Annotated in this window: 12 protein-coding genes; all 12 read right to left on the bottom strand. The window is 50.2% G+C overall.

Going from position 1 to position 19,464, the window contains the following annotated elements; all coding sequences use genetic code 11:
• Positions 1-22: 22 nt before the first annotated feature.
• Positions 23-1,177 (bottom strand): MalY/PatB family protein, encoded by a 1,155-nt coding sequence (locus tag TSP01S_RS05895; RefSeq protein WP_041077211.1) that lies wholly within the window; start codon positions 1,175-1,177, stop codon positions 23-25.
• A gap of 59 nt (positions 1,178-1,236) precedes the next feature.
• Positions 1,237-2,325: an AAA family ATPase gene (locus tag TSP01S_RS05890; RefSeq protein WP_041077210.1), complete on the bottom strand. Its 1,089-nt coding sequence runs from the start codon at positions 2,323-2,325 to the stop codon at positions 1,237-1,239.
• Between the two features lie 170 nt (positions 2,326-2,495).
• A complete protein-coding gene (locus tag TSP01S_RS05885) occupies positions 2,496-3,329 on the bottom strand; it encodes a methyl-accepting chemotaxis protein (RefSeq protein ID WP_052463520.1) in 834 nt (277 codons plus the stop codon).
• A 5-nt stretch (positions 3,330-3,334) separates the two neighbouring features.
• The gene (locus tag TSP01S_RS05880; protein WP_041077208.1) at positions 3,335-4,096 is read right to left on the bottom strand and encodes an oxygen-binding di-iron domain-containing protein; all 762 of its coding nucleotides are present in this window, start codon (positions 4,094-4,096) and stop codon (positions 3,335-3,337) included.
• 87 nt (positions 4,097-4,183) lie between these two features.
• Complete coding sequence (locus tag TSP01S_RS05875; RefSeq protein ID WP_041077207.1) at positions 4,184-5,347, bottom strand: flagellin; 1,164 nt, start codon at positions 5,345-5,347, stop codon at positions 4,184-4,186.
• Positions 5,348-5,569: 222 nt separating this feature from the next.
• Positions 5,570-8,695, bottom strand: a complete 3,126-nt coding sequence (locus TSP01S_RS05870) for a glycosyltransferase (RefSeq protein WP_041077206.1) — start codon at positions 8,693-8,695, stop codon at positions 5,570-5,572.
• A gap of 135 nt (positions 8,696-8,830) precedes the next feature.
• Complete coding sequence (locus TSP01S_RS05865; protein WP_041077205.1) at positions 8,831-12,538, bottom strand: hypothetical protein; 3,708 nt, start codon at positions 12,536-12,538, stop codon at positions 8,831-8,833.
• 562 nt (positions 12,539-13,100) lie between these two features.
• Positions 13,101-14,192 (bottom strand): tRNA uracil 4-sulfurtransferase ThiI, encoded by a 1,092-nt coding sequence (gene thiI / locus TSP01S_RS05855; RefSeq protein ID WP_041077203.1) that lies wholly within the window; start codon positions 14,190-14,192, stop codon positions 13,101-13,103.
• A 6-nt stretch (positions 14,193-14,198) separates the two neighbouring features.
• Positions 14,199-15,113, bottom strand: a complete 915-nt coding sequence (locus TSP01S_RS05850) for an alpha/beta hydrolase (protein WP_144380641.1) — start codon at positions 15,111-15,113, stop codon at positions 14,199-14,201.
• Position 15,114: 1 nt separating this feature from the next.
• Entirely contained in the window at positions 15,115-17,481 is a 2,367-nt protein-coding gene (pheT, locus tag TSP01S_RS05845; protein WP_041077202.1) for a phenylalanine--tRNA ligase subunit beta, read from the bottom strand.
• 13 nt (positions 17,482-17,494) lie between these two features.
• On the bottom strand, positions 17,495-18,499 hold the full coding sequence (gene pheS / locus TSP01S_RS05840) for a phenylalanine--tRNA ligase subunit alpha (RefSeq protein WP_041077201.1): 1,005 nt from the start codon (positions 18,497-18,499) through the stop codon (positions 17,495-17,497).
• Entirely contained in the window at positions 18,484-19,464 is a 981-nt protein-coding gene (locus TSP01S_RS05835; protein ID WP_269450326.1) for an elongator complex protein 3, read from the bottom strand. The genes pheS and TSP01S_RS05835 overlap by 16 nt, the downstream gene beginning before the upstream one ends.

The following is a 19,464-nucleotide window of genomic DNA, read 5'->3' as shown; positions in this document are numbered from 1 at the left end:
CACGTTGCGTGTCATCGTGTCGTCAGGTACGGTTCACGATCGAATCGTAAGCCTTCTTCATCGCTTCGAGTATTCTTTTCAGGTTCTCCATGGAGCAGGCGAAGTTCAGCCTCACACCCATCGGCTCGCCGAAGTCTGCGCCGTTGTTCAGATACACCCTCGCCTTTTCGAGGAAGAATCTGTGCGGATTTTCTAAACCCAGCTTGGAACAATCGAGCCACATCAGAAACGTCGCCTCGGGTAAAACGACGTCGATCAGCGGCATCTTCTCTTTCACAAAGCGGTAAGCGAAGTCTCTGTTTTCGCGAAGTTTTTCCAGCAGGCTTTTGAACCACGCTTCGCAGGATGTGTAAGCGATCTGCAGGGCGAGCGTTCCGAAGATGTTCGGTGTCGTGAGTTCGAAGGCTTCGAGAGCTTCGTTGTAAAGCTTTCTGATCTTCTCGTCTGGAACGATCCCGTAACCGTTCGTCAGGCCCGGAACGTTGAAACTCTTTCCCGCCGAGCTGAGAACGATCACGTTCTGAAGTCCCACCTTCAGCATCGAAGTGAACCTGAACGGTTCGTACACGATGTCTGCGTGTATCTCATCGCTGATGATCGTCACGTTGTGTTTCGAGCAAATTTCCGACAGCTCTTTCAGCTCTCCGTACGTCCACGCCCTTCCAACAGGATTGTGCGGGTTGGAAAGGATCAGCAGTTTGACCTTGTGATGGGACAACAGCTTCTTTAATCCCTCAAGGTCCATGACGTACTTTTCGTTCAACTTTTTGAGCTTGTTCTCCACGACGATTCTTTTGTTCCTCCTGATGACGTTGAAAAATGGTGGATAGACCGGTGGCTGTACGACGATCCCATCGCCCGGTTCGGTGAGGAGATTCACAAGCAACGCCATCATCGGCATCACGCCCGGTCCATCGATGATCCATTCCTTCTGGATCGAAACGCCGTGCCTTTTTCCGTACCAGTCAACTATCGCCGCGTAGTATTCCTCCGGTCTGAACGTGTAACCGAAGACCGCGTGTTCAACTCTCTTTTTGAACGCCTCGACCATGCGATCGCACACCTTAACGTCCATGTCCGCGATCCAGGCAGGCATGACGTCATCGCCGTACCTTGCCCTTATTGCGTCGTACTTGACACAGTTCGTACCATCCCTCTCGACGAACTCGATCGACACGCGTTTTCCTCCTTCCTCAGCTTGCGAGTGGCTGTGCCACAGACGGGTTAAATTTTCAATCAATCTATCATAGCTTCTCTGACCACAGGATCGATGATGAAATATTGATTCTTTTCGCCGCGTTCCACTTCAAGGTAACCCATCTTGACCAGCTTGCTGATGATCCTGTTGAACGATGTGTCGGTCAGCTTCATCCTCTCTTTCATCTCCACAGCCTCTTTGATATCATTCCATGTGTGTAAGCCCAGCGCGACGGCTCTGAGAACGTGCCTGTACCTCTCACTCAGCTGGAAGATTTTCTCCAGTTCCTGCAGCACCGCTTGCTTCGCTTCTTGCACGATCTGCTCCAGGATCCTTTCGTTCGGCGCGCCCAAATCGAGGGTCCGCTTGCCGAAGTGAACGAGCCAGCCTATTATTCCGTCCAGCCTCCTCACAGCGGCCTCGATCGCGTCTTCTGGAACTTTCAGCCCGTACTGGGCGAACCCTTTGATGAGAAAGTCCTTGGACTGTTCGGGCGTGAGCCGTGGGACGTGGATCTCTCTCACGTACCTTCCGTAGAGTGGTGAATTCGGATTTTCGAGAGCGAGAAAATCTTCAAGGATACCCACCTCGGAACCCGTCATGATGAACTGCAGATTTTTGAGATTGTCGTAGGCGTAAGCGAGCAAACGAGGAAGATCGATCCCGCCGGCTTTCCTGAGGAACCTCAGAAACTGAACTTCATCGAAAGCTAAAACGAGCTTCTTTTCCTGACGCTCGGCCCAGTCGTCGAGTTTCTCCAAAACCTCCACAGGGTCTGGTTTCCTCTCGTCGGCGAGCGCGATCTCCATACCGAACACCTTCAAGCCCCTGATCCGCCTGAGAAAGTTCATGAAGGAACTGTAGGTTTCCACCAACTTCCCAACCTGGCGAACGAAGCTCAGGAGGAAGTCTTCCTTCGCGGTGTTCACGGAGATCGATCTGCAATCGAAGAAAACGCTGGGCCTGTCCGTTTCGGATAAGAACACCTTCAACAGGGAAGTCTTCCCGAACCTCCTGGGAGCCAGTATCAGTACGATGGGTTCTTCGCTGAGCTGTAGTTGTTTCAGTTCCTCTTCTCTATCGTAGAGATCGTCGCGGTTGCTCTTCGGTTGTGGATCGAACAGCAAACTATCACCCCTGATAGTTACTATCACCACTGATAGTATATCAAAGCAAAAAACGAAACACAACCGATCTCAACCAACCTGCGATCTTCGAAGCTCCCAAAGACTCGTTCGTTCGCAAAGCATCTTCACGGCTCGTTCGGCCGGTTCGTGACAAGATGGATCTACCAGACCTACAGCCTCACATCCTTCAACTTCTGTTGTGCCCTGACCACAGACCTTATAACTCTGAGCATCGCGTCGAACTTCTCGTTGGCGCTGCTGAGAACTCTGTGCGTTTCTTCTATCGAACGTTTCTGGCTTTCGAAATTTTCCTCTGCCTGTTCGAAGGTCCTCCTCGCCTGAACGATGAGCTCCGCGTTCTGTTTCAGGAAAGAAAGCATCTGTTCCGTGGAGCCCCTGAACAGTTCGAAGAGTTCCCCGACGGTCTTCAAACCTTCCAGGGATTTCTCTATCATCTCGCTCAACTGCTGCACCTTCTTCGTTATCTCCTGCGCCGCGCTGCTCGATTCCCCCGCGAGCTTCTGTATCTCCGCAGCCACCACCGCGAAACCGCGTCCGTGCTCACCCGCCCGCGCGGCTTCTATGGAAGCGTTCAGCGCCAAAAGCTTGGTCTGTTTCGCGATGTTGTTGATTTTCTCGACCATGTTCTGCGTCTCTTTGAAGCTCTCGATCGTTCTGGACGTCTGATCCAGGGCGCTGTCGAACCTTTCACTCGCATGTTCCAGGCTCGCACCGGATCTTGAAAGCTGTGATTGCATCTCGTCGTTCATTTTCTTGATGGATTCGAAGGCCAAAGAGAGCGCCTCGCTGTCCCTGGAGAACTGTTCTTGAAGCTCCGTAAGCTCTTGGCTCATCTTAGAAAAATTTTCCATAACGGAGCCGATCTGTTTCTGCAGATCGATCACCCTCGAAACGAGCGCCTCATCGAGCTGGTTCATGAAGCTGGTCATCAGATTCTCTGCGAAGAACGCTGAAGAGATCTTTTCGAACGTTTTTCTGTCCACAGGTATCACTTCCCGTAGAACTGATCGATCAGATCAATTCCGCACCTGAGTTCCCTGAGCCACTGGAAAAACTTCTGAACGCAGCCGCCCTTCATGACCGCTCCGTGCTGTGGTGCGATCTGCTCTATCTGCTTCTTCGAAACGATATCGACCCACTTTCTGCAGGCAACGTTGCTGGTCATGTACCTTCTGTGGAACAGCTCCATGTTCTTCACGTGCGATTCGAAATCTTCGGTCTCTCTGTACCTTCTACCGGCGGGAAAGACGCACGTTCCGATGTCTCCGGAAAAGAGGATCTTCGCCGTCGGATCGTAGAGCGTGAAGTTTCCCGTCGAGTGCAGATAGTGCGACGGTATGATCTCCAGAACGTTTCCGCTCTTGAACCTGATCGTGTCTCCGTGGTCTGGTATCGGTACGATCCTCCTCTGATCGAAAACGCCGAAATGCGGCAGAAAGCGCACCCACAGGTTCGAGATGTAAACCTTGCTGTTTTCGGCTATGGAAAGCCACAGGATTATTCCGCTGGTCACGTCGGGATCCTGGTGGGTATAGAATATGTGAGTTATCTTCGATGGATCCACTATCTCTGACACGTTCGCCAAGACCCTTGGAAAGACGTGTGCTCCGCCTGGATCGAGCAGCACCGCTTCGTTCCCATCCACGATCAGGTACTGGTTCGTCTGAACGATCTCTTCCTCTTTCTCCTCCCATCCAAGGAAGTAGAATTTGTGAGTGCCGTTGTCGAAAAGCACGGTAGTCTGTGTCAAGCCCCGCACCTCCTTGATTTTATTCTAAACCACGAAAACAAAAATAAAAGGCGGGCGTGAAGCCCGCCTTCGTGTTCAGTCGATCGATCATCTCAACAGCTGCAGCACCGTCTGCGGCAACGCGTTCGACTGCGCCAGCATCGCCATGCTCGACTGCATCAGTATCTGCTGCTTCGTGAACTCCATCATCTCCTTCGCCATGTCCGCATCCCTGATTCGAGACTCCGCCGCTGTCAGGTTCTCCGCCGCAACTCCAAGGTTGCTTATCGTGTGTTCCAGCCTGTTCTGAACTGCTCCAAGCCTTGCCCTCGCACTGCTCACCTTGTGTATCGCCGCGTCTATAACCATGATCGTTCTTTCTGCACTGTTCTGATCGGTGACTTTCAGTGATGCAGTGGTAAGCCCAAGTGCGGCTGCTCTCATATCGTCGATACCCGCGATCATGTTGTGACCTTCGTTCGAACCGATCTGGAAGATCAATTGTTTTGCAGCCGTGTAAAGTGCTTCCACCCTGACTACGGCGCTGTCGATAACTTCATTCAGCGGTAGAGCGCCGCCAAAATCGGCAAGTTTGAAAACAGTTGAATCCCATTTGAACGTAATATTGCCAATCGCGGCACTGCCTGCACCAAGTGTCGCTATGGTGGAGTCCATACCACCCGCAGTGAAGAGCGTTATCTTAACATCCAGCGCGCTTGTCTCTGAACCATCAAGTTGCCCAACTTCAACAACGTAGGTTCCTTCAACTGCTGCAGAGCTAACTTCTCCAAGCGTCAAGTTGATATTTCCAGCGGTAACCACCTTCGCATCTGGAGATGCCCTGAAGCTTTCGATCTTTCCATCCAGAAGTTTCATCGTGTTGAACTCCGTCGTCCTTGCGATCCTGTCTATCTCTTCCTTCAACTGGTCCAGCTCTGCCTGAATCTGGTTCCTATCAACGTCCGTGTTCGTGTCGGATGCTGCCTGTACCGCAAGCTCTCTCATCCTCTGCAAGATCGAGTGTACCTCTGTCAGTGCACCTTCTGCCGTCTGTATCAGCGATATCGCGTCCTGTGCGTTCTTCACTGCCATGTTCAAGCCCCTGATCTGACCTCTCATCTTTTCGCTGATCGCAAGCCCTGCCGCGTCGTCTCCTGCCCTGTTGATCCTCAAACCTGAAGAGAGCTTCTCGAGCGTTTTGCTCATCGCGTACTGTGTCTCGCTCATGCTCCTCCATGCGTTCAGTGCGTTGATGTTGTGATTGATACGCATACACGCACCTCCCTGTACCTCACACCGCCTCCCTGGCGATGTTTCTCTTCACCCACGGGCCCATGGGCCTTCATCTTCAATATCGGCACAGGGAGGAAACACTTTAGGGTGTTTCAGCATGACTCGTCGAAACAAAAAGGTTAACGATCCAATAAAAAAGCCGCACCAGCGGCTGTAGGAAGGTTAAAACGAGGGTTCAAACGTGGATGTGGAAAGCAGAATTCACAGCAGAATCTCGGCGAAACGGCCTTTGAAGTCAAGATAGTTCTCGTAAAACTTTCGACCTAATTCCTGACCATAGATTTTGCTGGCGTTCTGTTTGATGATGGCATCAAGTTGGTTGAGACTGTTTTTGTCCAGTAGTCTTTCTCTTTCCATCATTATCATAAGGAAAGCTGTGTGTATGGGAATCTGCTGTACCCTTCCCAATATTCTCTTGGAACTGGTATGCACGTTACTGCGCTCGTACCCTAGAAAAGTGTAGAACACAGGTATATTTCTCTTAACAACACTTTTCAGCAAAAGATAATCAGAGAGAATAGAATCCTCAGCGATCGTCATTCTCCTTACACCGACACTGTTAAAAATTTTATCCAGTTCTTGATAAACACTCAAAAGACGCTCTCGCTCTATAAGCGTGTTTATTATCGATACCTTACCCGAAAGACTCACAACTTCCGAAACGAGTATTTCCCCGATGGTCCTGTAAAAATTGCTAGCCCATACTTCACCGTTAAAACTCCCGTTCTCCATCAAGGCGCACGAGACAGTCAGAAGGGGTTTACTCTTCGGAAAGTTAGTGAAATCGACAGTCAGTCTGCTTATCCCTTCAGGATGGACGATATCGTCAATGTCTTGGAAGAAAACGAATTCTCCTTTGCTATGACGAGTACCGACCAGTCTCGAGTGAAAAGTTCCGATGTTTTCCTCGTTTTTGATTATCGAAACCTTATCTCGCAAAGCAGGTTCTGCTTTTATTAGTCCTTCAAAAAACTCCGCGGTCCCATCCGTTGAACCATCGTCAACCAACACGATTTCAAGATTATCATACTTGATTCCCTTTAGATTCTCTACGGTGCGCTTTACGTAACCTGCCCCGTTCAGAACGGGTATAACAATCGAAACCAGCGGTTCCGGAACAGTTACCAAGCTTGTTTTAGTTCCTTCAAACCGTATCCTTTCGCGATTCTCCAATTTTGCGAAATCATCCGCACAGCTCTCCCACTTTGTTGCGATGCAAATTAACCAGCATCCAACCCTGTCACCCTGGAAGAATCGATGCAAGTTTTCAGCTGTCTTCACAGGTACTTCTGATGGATTAACTCTTCTCAGATAATTTGGTTCCACTAACACCCCAATGACTTCTTCGTAGAGCGGTATCAACCCCGCGCGTTTGATCAACGGCTCCAGGGTCCAGAAGTCTCTCTCGAAACCGTATTCCCAGGTACCAAGCTTCTGGGAAGTGTCTTTAGCCAGTTTATAGGCCTGTGAACCGCTGTAGGGCACCCCCACGACTACGAATTTTGCGACTTCCCCCATTTGCTTCAGCATCCTGACAATATCTTCATCTTCGAAATGCTCGAGCACACCTATATTGAAGGCAATATCAAATTCTTGCGGCTTGAACATCTTGAGCAGCTGGAAACCATCACCAACAGTGAACTTGACGTTTTCAATATGATAATCCGCACTGATTCGGGATGCAAGTTCAACCGACGAAGGAGCGATATCCATGCCAACAACGTGTGCTCCTCTCAACGCAAGTTCGATGGAAAACGCTCCCGTACCAGTTCCAACTTCCAGAATGCGTGATTGATTGAGCACAAAAAAGCGCTCGAGTAAACTTACAAACTCCGACCTCAGACTCTTCCCAGAAAGGTCATTCATAATCGTGAAAGAATCGAGCTCAAGATACTTCTGCCATATTTTCGCGAAGGTATTCTCTACTTGTGGCTTTTCGTTAGAACTGACGCGTCCCTCAGTTCGCGCATCGTTTCTACGATGGTTTTGGAGTACTTCTGATATCGCGGCGATCTGCTTTTCAAGAGAGCAGCTTTGCTCTACAAACTCGTGGTACTTCACGGAGTCGTAGTCAGGTGATGTTATCATCTCCACCGCCTCGTCGACAGTGTGGAAGATGTACTCCTTAGGATAGAATTCTTCTGCCACATAGAAGTTGTGAATCACGGGTTTTATTCCTTTGCTCATGGCTTCGAGTATCGCCACACCGTATCCTTCATGTATGCTGGTGGAGAGAAAAACATTTTTGTCTTCCAGATAGGCTTCGACGTTCGTGATGAACCCGTCAAACTCGAATTTATCTTGTATTCCCATTCTTTCAAGTATGTACCAGATGTACCTCTGCATCCTTTCATCCTGCATCTGGCCAGCCCAGGACAAGTTGTATCTAGGATCGATATCTGTCAGCTTCTTCAGTATTTGAACGGCAAGAACAGGATTCTTCTTGTAGTTGAAGTGTCCTACAAAAACAATGTTAAAACCTGGTTTTCTTATTTTGAAAGTGAACTTGGTCAGGTCTATGCCATTCCAGACCAGAGAGCGGGGAACAGATCTGAGCTTGGGACAGTTTTCAAGGGCGGTTTTCAAAACGTTCTCTGCGACGAAAACAACATGGTCAACCTTATCCCACTTGATGTTATTAAGGAAGTCTGTGCGAAGTGATTCATAACCGTGCAACCTGCACAGAATTCTCTTTCCCGCCTTCGGCAGTTTGTTCGTTATCTCCACAGCCATTTCATTTGCCCACTCGAGCCAGACGATGTCTGCCCAGCTGTAGGCTTCCTGGATCTGTCTGCCCTCGGTGGTGACTACGAGTTTCACATCGTAGATGCTGGATAAAATCTGCGCTATATCCTTTATGAAATTGTCCAGACCGGGAAGACAGAAGATGGCTATCCTTTCGTTCCTTTTGAACAATCTTCTGGCTTCTTCGAATTTCTGCTTCATCTGCTCGGGGGCATCGAACCCGCAGGCCTTTTTGTAGTAATGCAGTGCCATCGCTGGATTGTTCTGTCTGAGCTGGGTGTCTCCAAGAAGATCGAACACTTCCCAGCTTTTGTGTTTTATTCGTGTCAGATATCTCCAGGACTCGAAGTAGTCTTGTTTTTCGTAGAGCAATTTCGCGTAGTTGAACAGAACATCGTCGTGAGTCGGATCGAGGTCTAAGGCTTTCTTGAAGTGATTCAACGCTTCGTCCAGCTTGCCTTCCTGATAGAAGATGATTCCAAGCACGTTGTGTCTGTCCACAGCAGATTCGATCTTGTCCGCGTACAGCTTCGCCTTTTCGAATTCGCCCTTCTGAATGAGTTTGGCGATTTCCTCCAGCATGCTTCCCACCTCTTTGGAATCTGTCAGTTAATTAGTTCTTCCATCCAGGCGGAGATTCCTCGCGATAGACCTTACGAAGTTCGAGTCATGGAGAATGTGAAAAGGCGATCCATCTTACTCGATCAGTGCTGTCAGTCAGAGCTGTGGATCGACAAAGACTGCTATGTACTGTCCTTTGAACGCATCGTTACTGATCTTGATCAGTTCCATCAATTTGCTCACCGCGTTATCGTACGCCTCCTCGGCGAACTGCGAAGGTATATCGGTCACGAAATACTTCCACAGGAAGACTATCGCGCTCCCAGGGCTTTGACAAACCCTGTAAGCCAGATCCTTCCCGAAGATCCACGAATATATCTGCATCTCTACGGCCCAGGTTATCTGCACGACCTTCACCGGTGGATAGAGCTCGCTGAACACCGAAATCACCGTGTCCAATGTGTCGGCCGCTATTTTTTCACCGTAGGCCGATTTGAGTATGGGATCGTCGGTCGATGAGTACTTGTAAACATCGTAGCCAACCTCGATCACGCCGGTGGCTATGGCGAGCGCCACCTGTCCCTTTTTCGAAGCGATCACTCCCAGTTGGGTCGCTTTACCACTGTAACCCAACGTCGTCCTGGCGAGGTTCACCATCTCGGGAGCCGATGCCACAACTGAAGAAACCGATTTGAGCGCGTAATAGCTGACATTCACGTAGTCTCCCTGCTTGAAGGCGAGCCACGCCTCACGGCCGTTCGTGACGATCGACACGATGCCGGTAGCGACCTCGAAAGCAGATTTTACACCCGAAAAGCCATCGGACTTTGCCCAGTGGCCATCGGGTAACTTATCAAGATCGTCCACCTTGCGAACTGTTTTGACACTCGCTTCTGTCAGAGAGCACAACTTCTTACCCATTTCAAGACCTTCCAGGACAACAGTTTGCACAGTCTGAGACATTTCAACGACTGTGATGTCTCGAGAGTCTTGATCTTTCTGCAGAATGCCGAACCAATCTGAAGAGCTCTTGACATCTGAGAACGATGCGAAATTCACAATTGAAATGGGTGCACTGCGCAACGCATCGAAACTGCTCAGTTCTTCGCGGACTACTTTGCTGTTTCCCACGTCTTCCTGCAAATAGATTGTCTCGCGTACGATTGCCGTTACATCCCATCTCACGGTCATGGGAGTGTACGAAACTGAGTCTCCATCCTTCTCTATCCACACCGGTGTGACTTTCAGATAACTCAGTTCGCGGATGGCTTTATCGCTCGGCACATCGATGACGAAACGAAAGACCCCAGCTTTTTCGATGAACGCCACGGCTATACCCTGGTGGTAAGGTAGATTGTTATCGTCGTTGAAGTCATTCGAAGCGAAGAAAGAGTAGAGAAAACCTGGGATTTTGTAGTGTGAGTCGTCGGTGTAGCTCAGCTCGTTGTACATCGAACCATCTGTGAACTGCACGGTGATTTTTGATCTGTGCCCTCTGGCTAATCTGATCGGATACATTATGTAACGATAGAATTTGAATACGTCTGGATATCTCATCGATTCAGTGTTCTTCATGTACACAATTTGAAAATCTTGCAGAAAATCGTAGTAGAATCTGTACTCGTTGGGATGGAGTTTATCCGCGAGAAAGAAATACTGGAACTCGGAATCGTAATCTGGTTTGTTCGACCACGAAGGTTGATAAATTGCGCTCTTTTTCATATCGTACACTGTGAATTTTTCCTGACTGAACACGTGATCGAGATTTTTCTTGTAGCTGGTTTCATCCATCTTGCTGTGTCTGACACCGTCCGATTCAGTTCGTCTCAGAAAGACCAGATTGAAGGATGGGACATCGAGCGTGTAGACGTCCACCCAACCGTGCAGTCCGTAGAAGATGACAGGTTGCTCGATTCTCACCATTCCTGGTTCTTGAAGATCTTTAAAAATGGATTCCGACGGATCTATGGTCGGTGAAAGGTCTTCGCCGTCAGGCAGTGAGTCTGAGTCTGTGTAGGGATTCTCAATGTCTGTACCCTGAAGATATTCGTCCCAGTCGCTCACACCATCTCTGTCTGTGTCTTTTGGCAGAACGTTCACCAGAAACTGGCGAGCATCTCTTCCAGTTGTCAACGTCAGTATGCAAACACCCGGTTCACGGGGTGTTTTCCAGATGTTGCCCTCAAGGCTTCCTCCACTCACAGTCAAGCTCGCAACGGCTGGTGTGTAGGAAATTTCAACAGTACTGTTTGTGTAAACCAATTCTGGGAGATTCAATGAAAATTCGTACGCCGAAACCGTTACGGTGAAATCCTGCTTCAGTTCTCCTAAGGTGAGAGTCAATGTGTATCTACCTGGTCTGTCGGGAGTTGTCCAGAAATTGTTCTGTGAGATCACACCGGCACTTGCTGAAAGGATAGCCATCATCGGCGAATGATCCACACGCACCGTCGAGTTTGGATAGATCGGTTCAGCGACCTTCAACGTGGCGTTCCACCAGCCTCTGTTTGTGAAGGGTATGCGCAAGATTGTGAGCTGCTGAGATTCTCCTTCAAATGGAACAAAGAGACTCGAAGAATTCGCCGCACCCTCACGCATGAATCCGAGCGTTTCTGAAAACGGATAGAAGGCCGTCACCTGCCCATTGTTCGTATCAAGCCCAACGATGGAAGGCAACGCGGAATCGTCTTCGCTCATCTTACAAAAAGTCCAGATGTAAAGATCTTTACCTTTCTGTGAGCTGAAACCTTTCGCCAGTAGCGATTCACCGTAGTCTTTTTCAAAGAACACATTCAAAGAAGGAACATCAAAACCTTTTACAAGAAAGCCGCTCTGGTAATCACCGTAGATCAGAACCAACCTGCTGGTTTGATTCAAGCCTATGCAGTGAAGATCGGCGTATTCGAACTCGCGACGCGCTAAAAGATTGCCGTTTGAATCGAAGGCGAGTAAGATCAATCTGTCAGCGATGGATGGTGTGTCTGGACGAACCGCAGCCACCAGCACCGAGTTCGTGCCAGATCCTACCGTGTCTTGATAGACGATCTTCCATCTTTCAACCGTCATCATCAGATCCTGCGGTTCGTAGATCTTGCAAGGTCCTGTTTCGGTCAGGACGAAAAATCTCGTTGGAGTTGATTTCAATCCCTTTTTTGAAGTGAGCAAAACCGGGAAGTTTTTGACTGTAAAAGAATCATTCAGGTAGAGTGGTTCGTTGTACAGAAAATCTATTTCTTTATCGGTGAACCTGCGGCTGGTCCATCCAACTGATCCATCTTTCAGAGAAAGAAACAGAGGTTGCCTGTTTTTCTTATCCATGAATATAACCCTTTCACCGACCATGGCTATGAAAGATTTGCCGTTTGTCAGATCGTCTTTGAACCATTTTTTCTCTTTCACGTCCAGTATGTAGAAGTCAGAAGCCCTCCTCAAAACGAGCCGGTTCTCAAAATGTCCTACCATTGGATACATCCTGTGCAGAAAATCGCTTTTGAAGTTCGAAAACTCGTCCTTGCCACTGTTCAAATTGAGCACATATGTCCTCTCAAAATCCGAAGGTTTTTCTTTTCCGTAGAGGCACAACCATCCACCTACGACTGCTACTCTGCTGATGTTGGAGTACACCTGATCAAAAGGTTTTTGCCAGAGCAAGTTACCCTCAGGTTCTTTGAAAGCCTGAACGATGTATCCGTTCTGTGCTTGCAGAACCAACACTACAAAATCATCAGAAACTGCGAAGTCCACTAATGAGCCTGTAGCGCTTCGAAGGTGTATGAACTGCTGAAAGACTTCTTCGCTCTGCGCGATAGCAACGAAGAACAGCATGCACATTACAAGCAGGATTAAGCGTTTTTCCTTGCCCACACAGGTCCCCCCTTGGAAGAACCACCGGTGAAATCCTTGTTGACTTAGTATAACACTGTTTTCCCTTTTGACTGAGTGGAAAGGCGGTGAAATTTGGCAGGTCTCAACGTTGCTTCATACTTATCGCACTGAGAGTGGTGAGCATCTCTGAGTCTGTGGAATAGATTTTTGAACACACATCGAAGTCAAGAAATCGTTGTTGAGGGAACCTGCAAAAACAAAAAAGCCCCTTTTCGGGGCTTTTGGATCAACATCGAGATTATAGTTTCTTTCGATCCAGAAAAAGTGTTTCTGAAACCTCGATCATCACCTCAGAGAATTCTGATCGTTTCTTTGAGCGTGGTATCAAAAACCGTCATATTGTTTTTTCCTCAAAGGAGCGCTCTCAAAGAGCATTCTTGATCAGAAAATACCCACAGTCTGAACGAATTAGAATGGGGCCAGATACGAAACGGTACGTTCGAACGTTTCTCTCTGGAGCGCTCCCATTAATTAGATACGGGAGGTGCCCATTGCGGATGTGAAACATCACCGTTACGGAACGATGTGGAACCCGAAGGCTTCAATCCTGCCAGAGGCCCTGGACCTTGAAAGTGTCGATTATCCTTCTCAACACGTACGGTGAACCACGCGTCACGACGGAGAAAGGTCTGAACGGGCAGGAATGTCTCGCAGCTTTCAGGAAGATGTCGAACGTGCCGATCTCTTTCGCGATCTTCACCGTTTCATCTTTGTCCATGCCTATGAGGGGTCTGTATATGGGAACGTTCACCGCACTGCTTTCAAGAAAAAGGTTCTCGAGCGTCTGCGACGCGACCTGGCCCAGATTGTCACCGGTCACGATGCCGAGGGCGGATTTCTGCTTCGCAACCTGTTCTGCCTTCTTGAGCATCAGAACTTTGCACAGGACGCAGGTCCATTCTCTTTTGTGCATCCTTTCGAGCTCGATGACGTAAGGCGAAAAGAATTCATGATGATCGACAACGATCAACTCTATGGGTTCGGAAGAATAATCGTTCAAAACGTTCACCATCTGCTTGACGGTTTCGGAATGACCCTGATCGAAGTGGAGCGCGACCAGGCTCGCACCCCTTCTGAGCATCAGAAAACCTGCAACGGGCGAGTCGATGCCGGGACTCAACAACAGCACGAGCTTTCCCTGCGTTGTCGATGGAAGGCCACCGATTCCTTTCTTCGTCTCAAAAAACACGTACGCTTCGTTGTCTATCATCTCGATGCCTATCACCAGCTCTGGATTTTCCAAATCCACCTTCCAGCCGAAGTTCTGAACGACGAAGGCTCCGATTTCCTCGTTTATCTGCTGTGAGGTTTTATGAAAGACTTTGTTGATCCTCCGCGCTTCAACTCTGAAAGAGGATGGGTTCATACCGGCAAGATGCTCTGAAAGGAATCTGGGCACATCTCCATAGTCCATCTTCCAGGCAGGTGAGACGGACACGATGCCCGGAACCTTCCTGACGATGTCCACCGCCTCGTGGGGTGCGTCCACCACGAGCCTGCCCTGTGTGGTGTGAACCTGACAGTGAATGTTGTGTCTCTCGAGGGCCTTTTTGATGTTCTCAACGAGTTTTCTCTCGAAAATTCCTCTGTTCTTTCCTTTCAATCCTATTTCACCGTATCGAACGATGATCAATCACGTTCACCCCTCAAGCAGGAACTCCAACGACTGCTTCAGGATGAATCTTCTGAAGAAGTACGACGATCTGTGGCCACACGGAAGCAGGATTTGCCTGACATCTTTGAGACGCTCGATCAAGGCGCGCGAGCTCTTCGAGATGATGACTCTGTCGAACAGTCCTCTGAAGAACAGGATCGGCTTTCGCACGAACTTCGCGTACGATATAGCATCGTAGTGGAAACAGGCTGGCTGCAGGTCGAATATATCCTCTACGCTTTCAAGCCCGTCCAGCTTTTTGAGTGCCTCTGCACGGTTCTTAACACAGGTTTCTTCGTCCCGGCAGTTGTATTCGTTGCTCAGGCGCATGTAATCTTTTCTGAGCTGTTCCGTGTGCGGCGCGTACCAGTTGATCCAGCGCCAATCCCCACCCGTGAACGATAAAATCCCTTTTTCGAACCTCTCGTCTATCGCGAGCGCCATGGTGGCGATCATGCCACCGAAGCTGAAGCCCATGATCGTCTTGGGAAGGCTGGAGCTTTGCTCTACGTAATCGAGCGTCCTTCGAACGTCCTTGACGGCTTCGTGGAACTTGACAGAACAGTGCTTCGGAGAGGTTGAAAAGAAAGGTTCCCCGCCCCGCCAGGATGAAGGGGCACGGAACCAGTGGTACGGCAGAATGAGAAAGTAAGTGTTGATCCCGTGATTTTTGAAATTCTCGGCGAACCAGAGCAGATAGGATATGTTCCTGTTGCCTATGCCGTGCACGAAGATGAGGTCGAGCTTCGGTTCGTTCGCGAGGAACTCGTACACGTAGACGCGCCTGCTTTCCTCCACATCGGGTTCATAGACGGCATCGAAAGAGACGAGGTTGAAGTCCAGAAAAGACTTCTTCTGGATGTTGAACGGTTTGCTCTTATCGTACTCGAACGGGAGCATATCAGAACCTTCGCCTCACTTTGAAGGTCTGCTCGACTTTTTGAATTGTTTCTTCGAACAGCTGGTTGACCTCTTCGTCGGTGAGCGATCTGTCCGGAGCACGGTAGATGACGTAGAACGTGACGCTGACGGTGTTTTCAGGAAGACCCTTGCCTGTGTAGACGTCACTGACACCGACTTTTTCGACGAAGCTGTGAGAATTCTTCAAAAAATTCAGTATCTCGATCGCCCTGCTGCCGACTGGAAGCAGCAGGGAAATGTCTCTTCGAACGTACGGGAACGCACCGACCGTCGGGATCGAAGGAACAGGATTGTAATTTTCAAACATCGTCTGCATGTCCAGTTCGGCGAAGTACACCTCGGTTTTGATGTCGTACAGCTCGTTGAACTTCCGACTCAGCATGCCCATGTAACCAACCTTCTGACCGTTGAGGTAGATCTCGGCGCGCCTGCCAGGCGTGAGCCAGTCGATGTCGGCAGGTTCGAACTCGAAGAACAGATTCAAATGTCTTCCGATCTCCTCGATCACGCCCTTGAGCCAGAGCAAGGACACGTTCCTGGTGTCTGTGTAATCGTCTTCCTCGAGCTTTCCGGAAGCGATCAAACCGAGTTTTTCGCGTTCGAACATGGAACCGTCCTCGAAGCCGTAAATCTTCGCGACTTCGAAGAACTTGAGATCTCTGTTCTGCCTCCTGACGTTGTACGCCACACAGTCGATCAAACCGAAGAGCAACGAAGGTCTGAGACTGTCCATGTCCTCGATCATGGGATTGTTCAACTTCAAAGGTTCCTGACCGATCAACTGCTTGACCGTGGCAGACTTGCAGAAGGACAGGTTCACGGCTTCGTTGAAACCGCAAGCCTGTGCGAGCTGTTTCACCCTTCGCCTGAACCTCTGATAATCGTTCCAGCCTCCGGCGAGCGCGAGTATCCGCGGCACTTCCGCCTGGATCTTCTCGTAACCGAAGATCCTGCCGACCTCTTCGATCAGGTCTTCCTCGATGGAAATGTCGGGTCTGTGGGTCGGAACGAGCACGTTCCAGCCGGCTCCATCGCTCCCCACTTCCATGCCAAGCGATTCGAGAATGCGAACAACCTCGGCGTCTGGAACATCGGCGCCGAGAACTCTTCTCAACCTTTCTCTGCGCAGTCTCACAGTCTTTCGCTCTATTCTGCGTGGATAGACATCGACGAAACCTCTCGCACTCGAACCACCCGCGACCTGCTGGATCGTGTGTATCAAAAGCTTCATCACGAACTCGGCATCGTTCGGATCCACACCTCTTTCGAACCTGTGAGACGCGTCGCTCCTTACGTTCAGCGCCCTCGAAGTTCTCCTGATCCTGACCGGATCGAAATACGCGACCTCGAGGAGCAGCTCTTTCGTTTCTGAAGTCACGCCAGAATCGCGGCCACCCATCACGCCACCGATCGCGAGGATGTTCTCACCATCGGTTATGAGCGTCTCTATGCCGGTGAGTTCGTAGAGCCTTTCGTCGAGGAGAACGACCCGCTCACCCTTTCGCGCGCACCTGACCACGATCTTCCCATCTTTCACTTTCGAATAGTCGAACACGTGCACCGGATGGCCCGTCAAAAGCATCACGTAGTTCGACGCGTCCACAACGTTGTTTATGGGTCGGATACCGCAGGCCATGAGACGGCGCTTCATCCACACGGGACTGTCTTTCACACCGCCGGACCGCACGTAGGCGGCGCAGTAACGTGGACAGCCTTCAACGTCCTCTATGTGAACCGAGACGAATCTTTCCACTGGTTCATCGAAGCACTCTGTTTCTGGCTCGGGTCGTTTCAGTTCTTTCCCGAGCAGAACGGCCACTTCCCTCGCAAGACCGATGATCCCGAGACAGTCTGGCCTGTTCGGCGTGATGTCCAGATCCAGCACAGGCTCATCTAACCGCCAGTGCCTGATCATGTCCACACCGGGATCGATGTCTTCCTCCACGATGTACACGTGGTCCGATTTTTCCTCTAAACCGAGCTCCTGGAGGGAGCACATGACCACCTCTGACAGCACACCCCTGATGGACGTCTGTCGAACTTCACTGCCATCGGCGAACCTGGAGCCTGGAAACGCTATGACCACGACGTCGCTTTCTTTCACGTTCGTGTCCGACGTGATCGTTGTGTGGTAGCCCGATCCGTCGAAGACTCTGCACACTCTCAGTTTTTCGGCGTTCGGATGGGGACGAACCTCGACGACGCGAGCAGAGACGATCTTTCCGGATGCGAAGGGATTGAAGATCCTCTCCACACTCACACCGGCCATCGTGAGTCTGTGGGCAAGCTCTTCAACAGAGACATCGATGTCGACCAGCTCTTTGAGCCATTCCACTGGCACCTGCACTTCGATCACCCTTTCAGAAGCATTCGAGGAATCTTTCGTCGTTCCTCACGAAGTCGCGAATGTCTTTGATCTGATACTTCAACATCGCGATGCGTTCGACACCCATACCGAAGGCAAAACCTGTGTATTTCTCTGGATCGTATCCAACGTTCCTGAAAACGTTCGGGTGAACCATCCCCGCTCCGAGGATTTCGAGCCAGCCCGTGTATTTGCAGGACGGACAGCCCTTGCCGTTGCATATGCCGCAGGAAACATCGACCTCGAAGCTGGGTTCGGTGAAAGGAAAATAGCTGGGTCTGAGTCTGATCCTCCTTTCCGGACCGAACATCCGCTTGGCGAAGATTTCGAGCATGTACTTCAGATGCGCCACGCTGACGTTTTCATCTACGTACAATCCTTCCACCTGTGTGAACATGGGCAGATGCGTCGCGTCGTAGTCTCTCCTGTAAACTCTTCCGGGAGAAACGATCGCGATGGGCGGTTTCTCTGAAAGCATCGTTCTTATCTGGACCGGCGAAGTATGTGTTCTCAAAAGTTTGTCCGCCAGGTAGAAAGAATCGTGCATGTCTCTGGCGGGGTGCCATTCGGGCGTGTTCAGAGCGTCGAAGTTGTGCCAGGCGTCTTCTATCTCCGGGCCCTCAACGACTTTGAAGCCCATGGACACGAAGATCGTTTCTATCTCTTCGAGCACCCTGGATATGGGATGCGGATGGCCGACCTTCCTCACCGCGCCGGGCAGGGTGACATCGATCCATAGCTTTTGAAGGTTTCTCTTTTCTTCCTCGACTTCGAGGAACTTCTTTCTCTCTTCGAGTGCCTGTTCCACGATCTGTTTCAGCTCGTTGAGCATCTGACCCACCCTGGGACGCTCATGTGGTGGAAGCTTGCCGATGCTCCTCATCTGTTCGGTCAAAATCCCTTTTCTTCCAAGGTAGTTCACCCTGATTCGTTCCAGTTGCGCGATGTCCTGCGCCTCGGAGATCTCCCTGAGCGCCTTTTCCTTCAATTCTTCGAACATTGAATCACCCCTTGCAGGATGCTTTCAGCGTAAAGCCTGAGCGATGACTGCCAGGGAACAAAACTTTCTTTCACGATGAAGCCAAACTCTGCGCCTTCGAGTTTTGGAACGTCCAGGCTCGAAACCCAGCTCGATTCTCTGCGTGTGTGAACGACGGTGCTGGCGTCCAGAAAGTTGAAAACTTTTTCAACCAGCTTCGTTCTGACCAGTTCCCCGAACCTTGGATGGCATGGTCCCGCAACCACGTTTCTGAACAGATCCGGCGGAACGTAGAGTCCAAGCCTTACGACACGAACACCGTGGCCCTCGAGGATCGATACCATGTCACTGCACACGTCGATTGCCGTTTCCAGATCCATGGGAGTGTACTCACCGAGCTTGTAGAGAACTTCGAGCGGTGAATCCTTCAACACCAACGTCGGATGGATCCTACAACTTTCACTGCCAACCTCGACCGTTCGCCAGGCGCTGAATACGTCTTTGGACGGTTCGTCTCCCACCAGACCTACCATCAGATGAACGCCGAAGTCTATTCCGTGTTTTTTGAGGATTTCACACGCCCTGTACACGTCCGCGGAAGTGTAACCACGTCGGTTCAATTTCAACACTTCATCGTCGAAGGACTGCACCCCGAGTTCAACGAAACTCACACCCTTTTCTTTCAAAATCTTCACCCTCGGTTCGTCGATCTCGTCCGGCCTCGTTGACAATCTTATACCGGTACAAACGCCGGACTTCACGTACCGGTTGGCCCACTCGAGATAGCGCACCTGTTCATGTTCGTCCATCGCGGTGAAGGTTCCACCGTAGAAGGCGATCTCGAACCTGCCCGCAGTGTTCGAGTACTTCTGCACGAGCTCATCGAGCTCTTCAAAGCCCAACGGTTTTTCCAGGCCCGTTATGGCCTGCTGGGAACAGAAGATGCATCTGTTCTTACAGCCCCTCTGGGGTAAAAAGACGGGCAG

Origin of the sequence: Thermotoga caldifontis AZM44c09, assembly GCF_000828655.1 — a bacterium.
GTDB classification, from domain to species: domain Bacteria; phylum Thermotogota; class Thermotogae; order Thermotogales; family DSM-5069; genus Pseudothermotoga_A; species Pseudothermotoga_A caldifontis.
The sequence above is the reverse complement of the archived record's forward strand: the minus strand, read 5'-3'. Positions and strand labels throughout refer to the sequence as shown.

Bases quoted from the DNA above. Each gene is read 5' to 3' on its own strand.
- TSP01S_RS05875 (WP_041077207.1), bottom strand. From the start codon at position 5,347: ATGCGTATCAATCACAACATCAACGCACTGAACGCATGGAGGAGCATG.
- TSP01S_RS05870 (WP_041077206.1), bottom strand. From the start codon at position 8,695: ATGCTGGAGGAAATCGCCAAACTCATTCAGAAGGGCGAATTCGAAAAG.
- TSP01S_RS05850 (WP_144380641.1), bottom strand. From the start codon at position 15,113: ATGCTCCCGTTCGAGTACGATAAGAGCAAACCGTTCAACATCCAGAAG.
- pheS (WP_041077201.1), bottom strand. From the start codon at position 18,499: ATGTTCGAAGAATTGAAGGAAAAGGCGCTCAGGGAGATCTCCGAGGCG.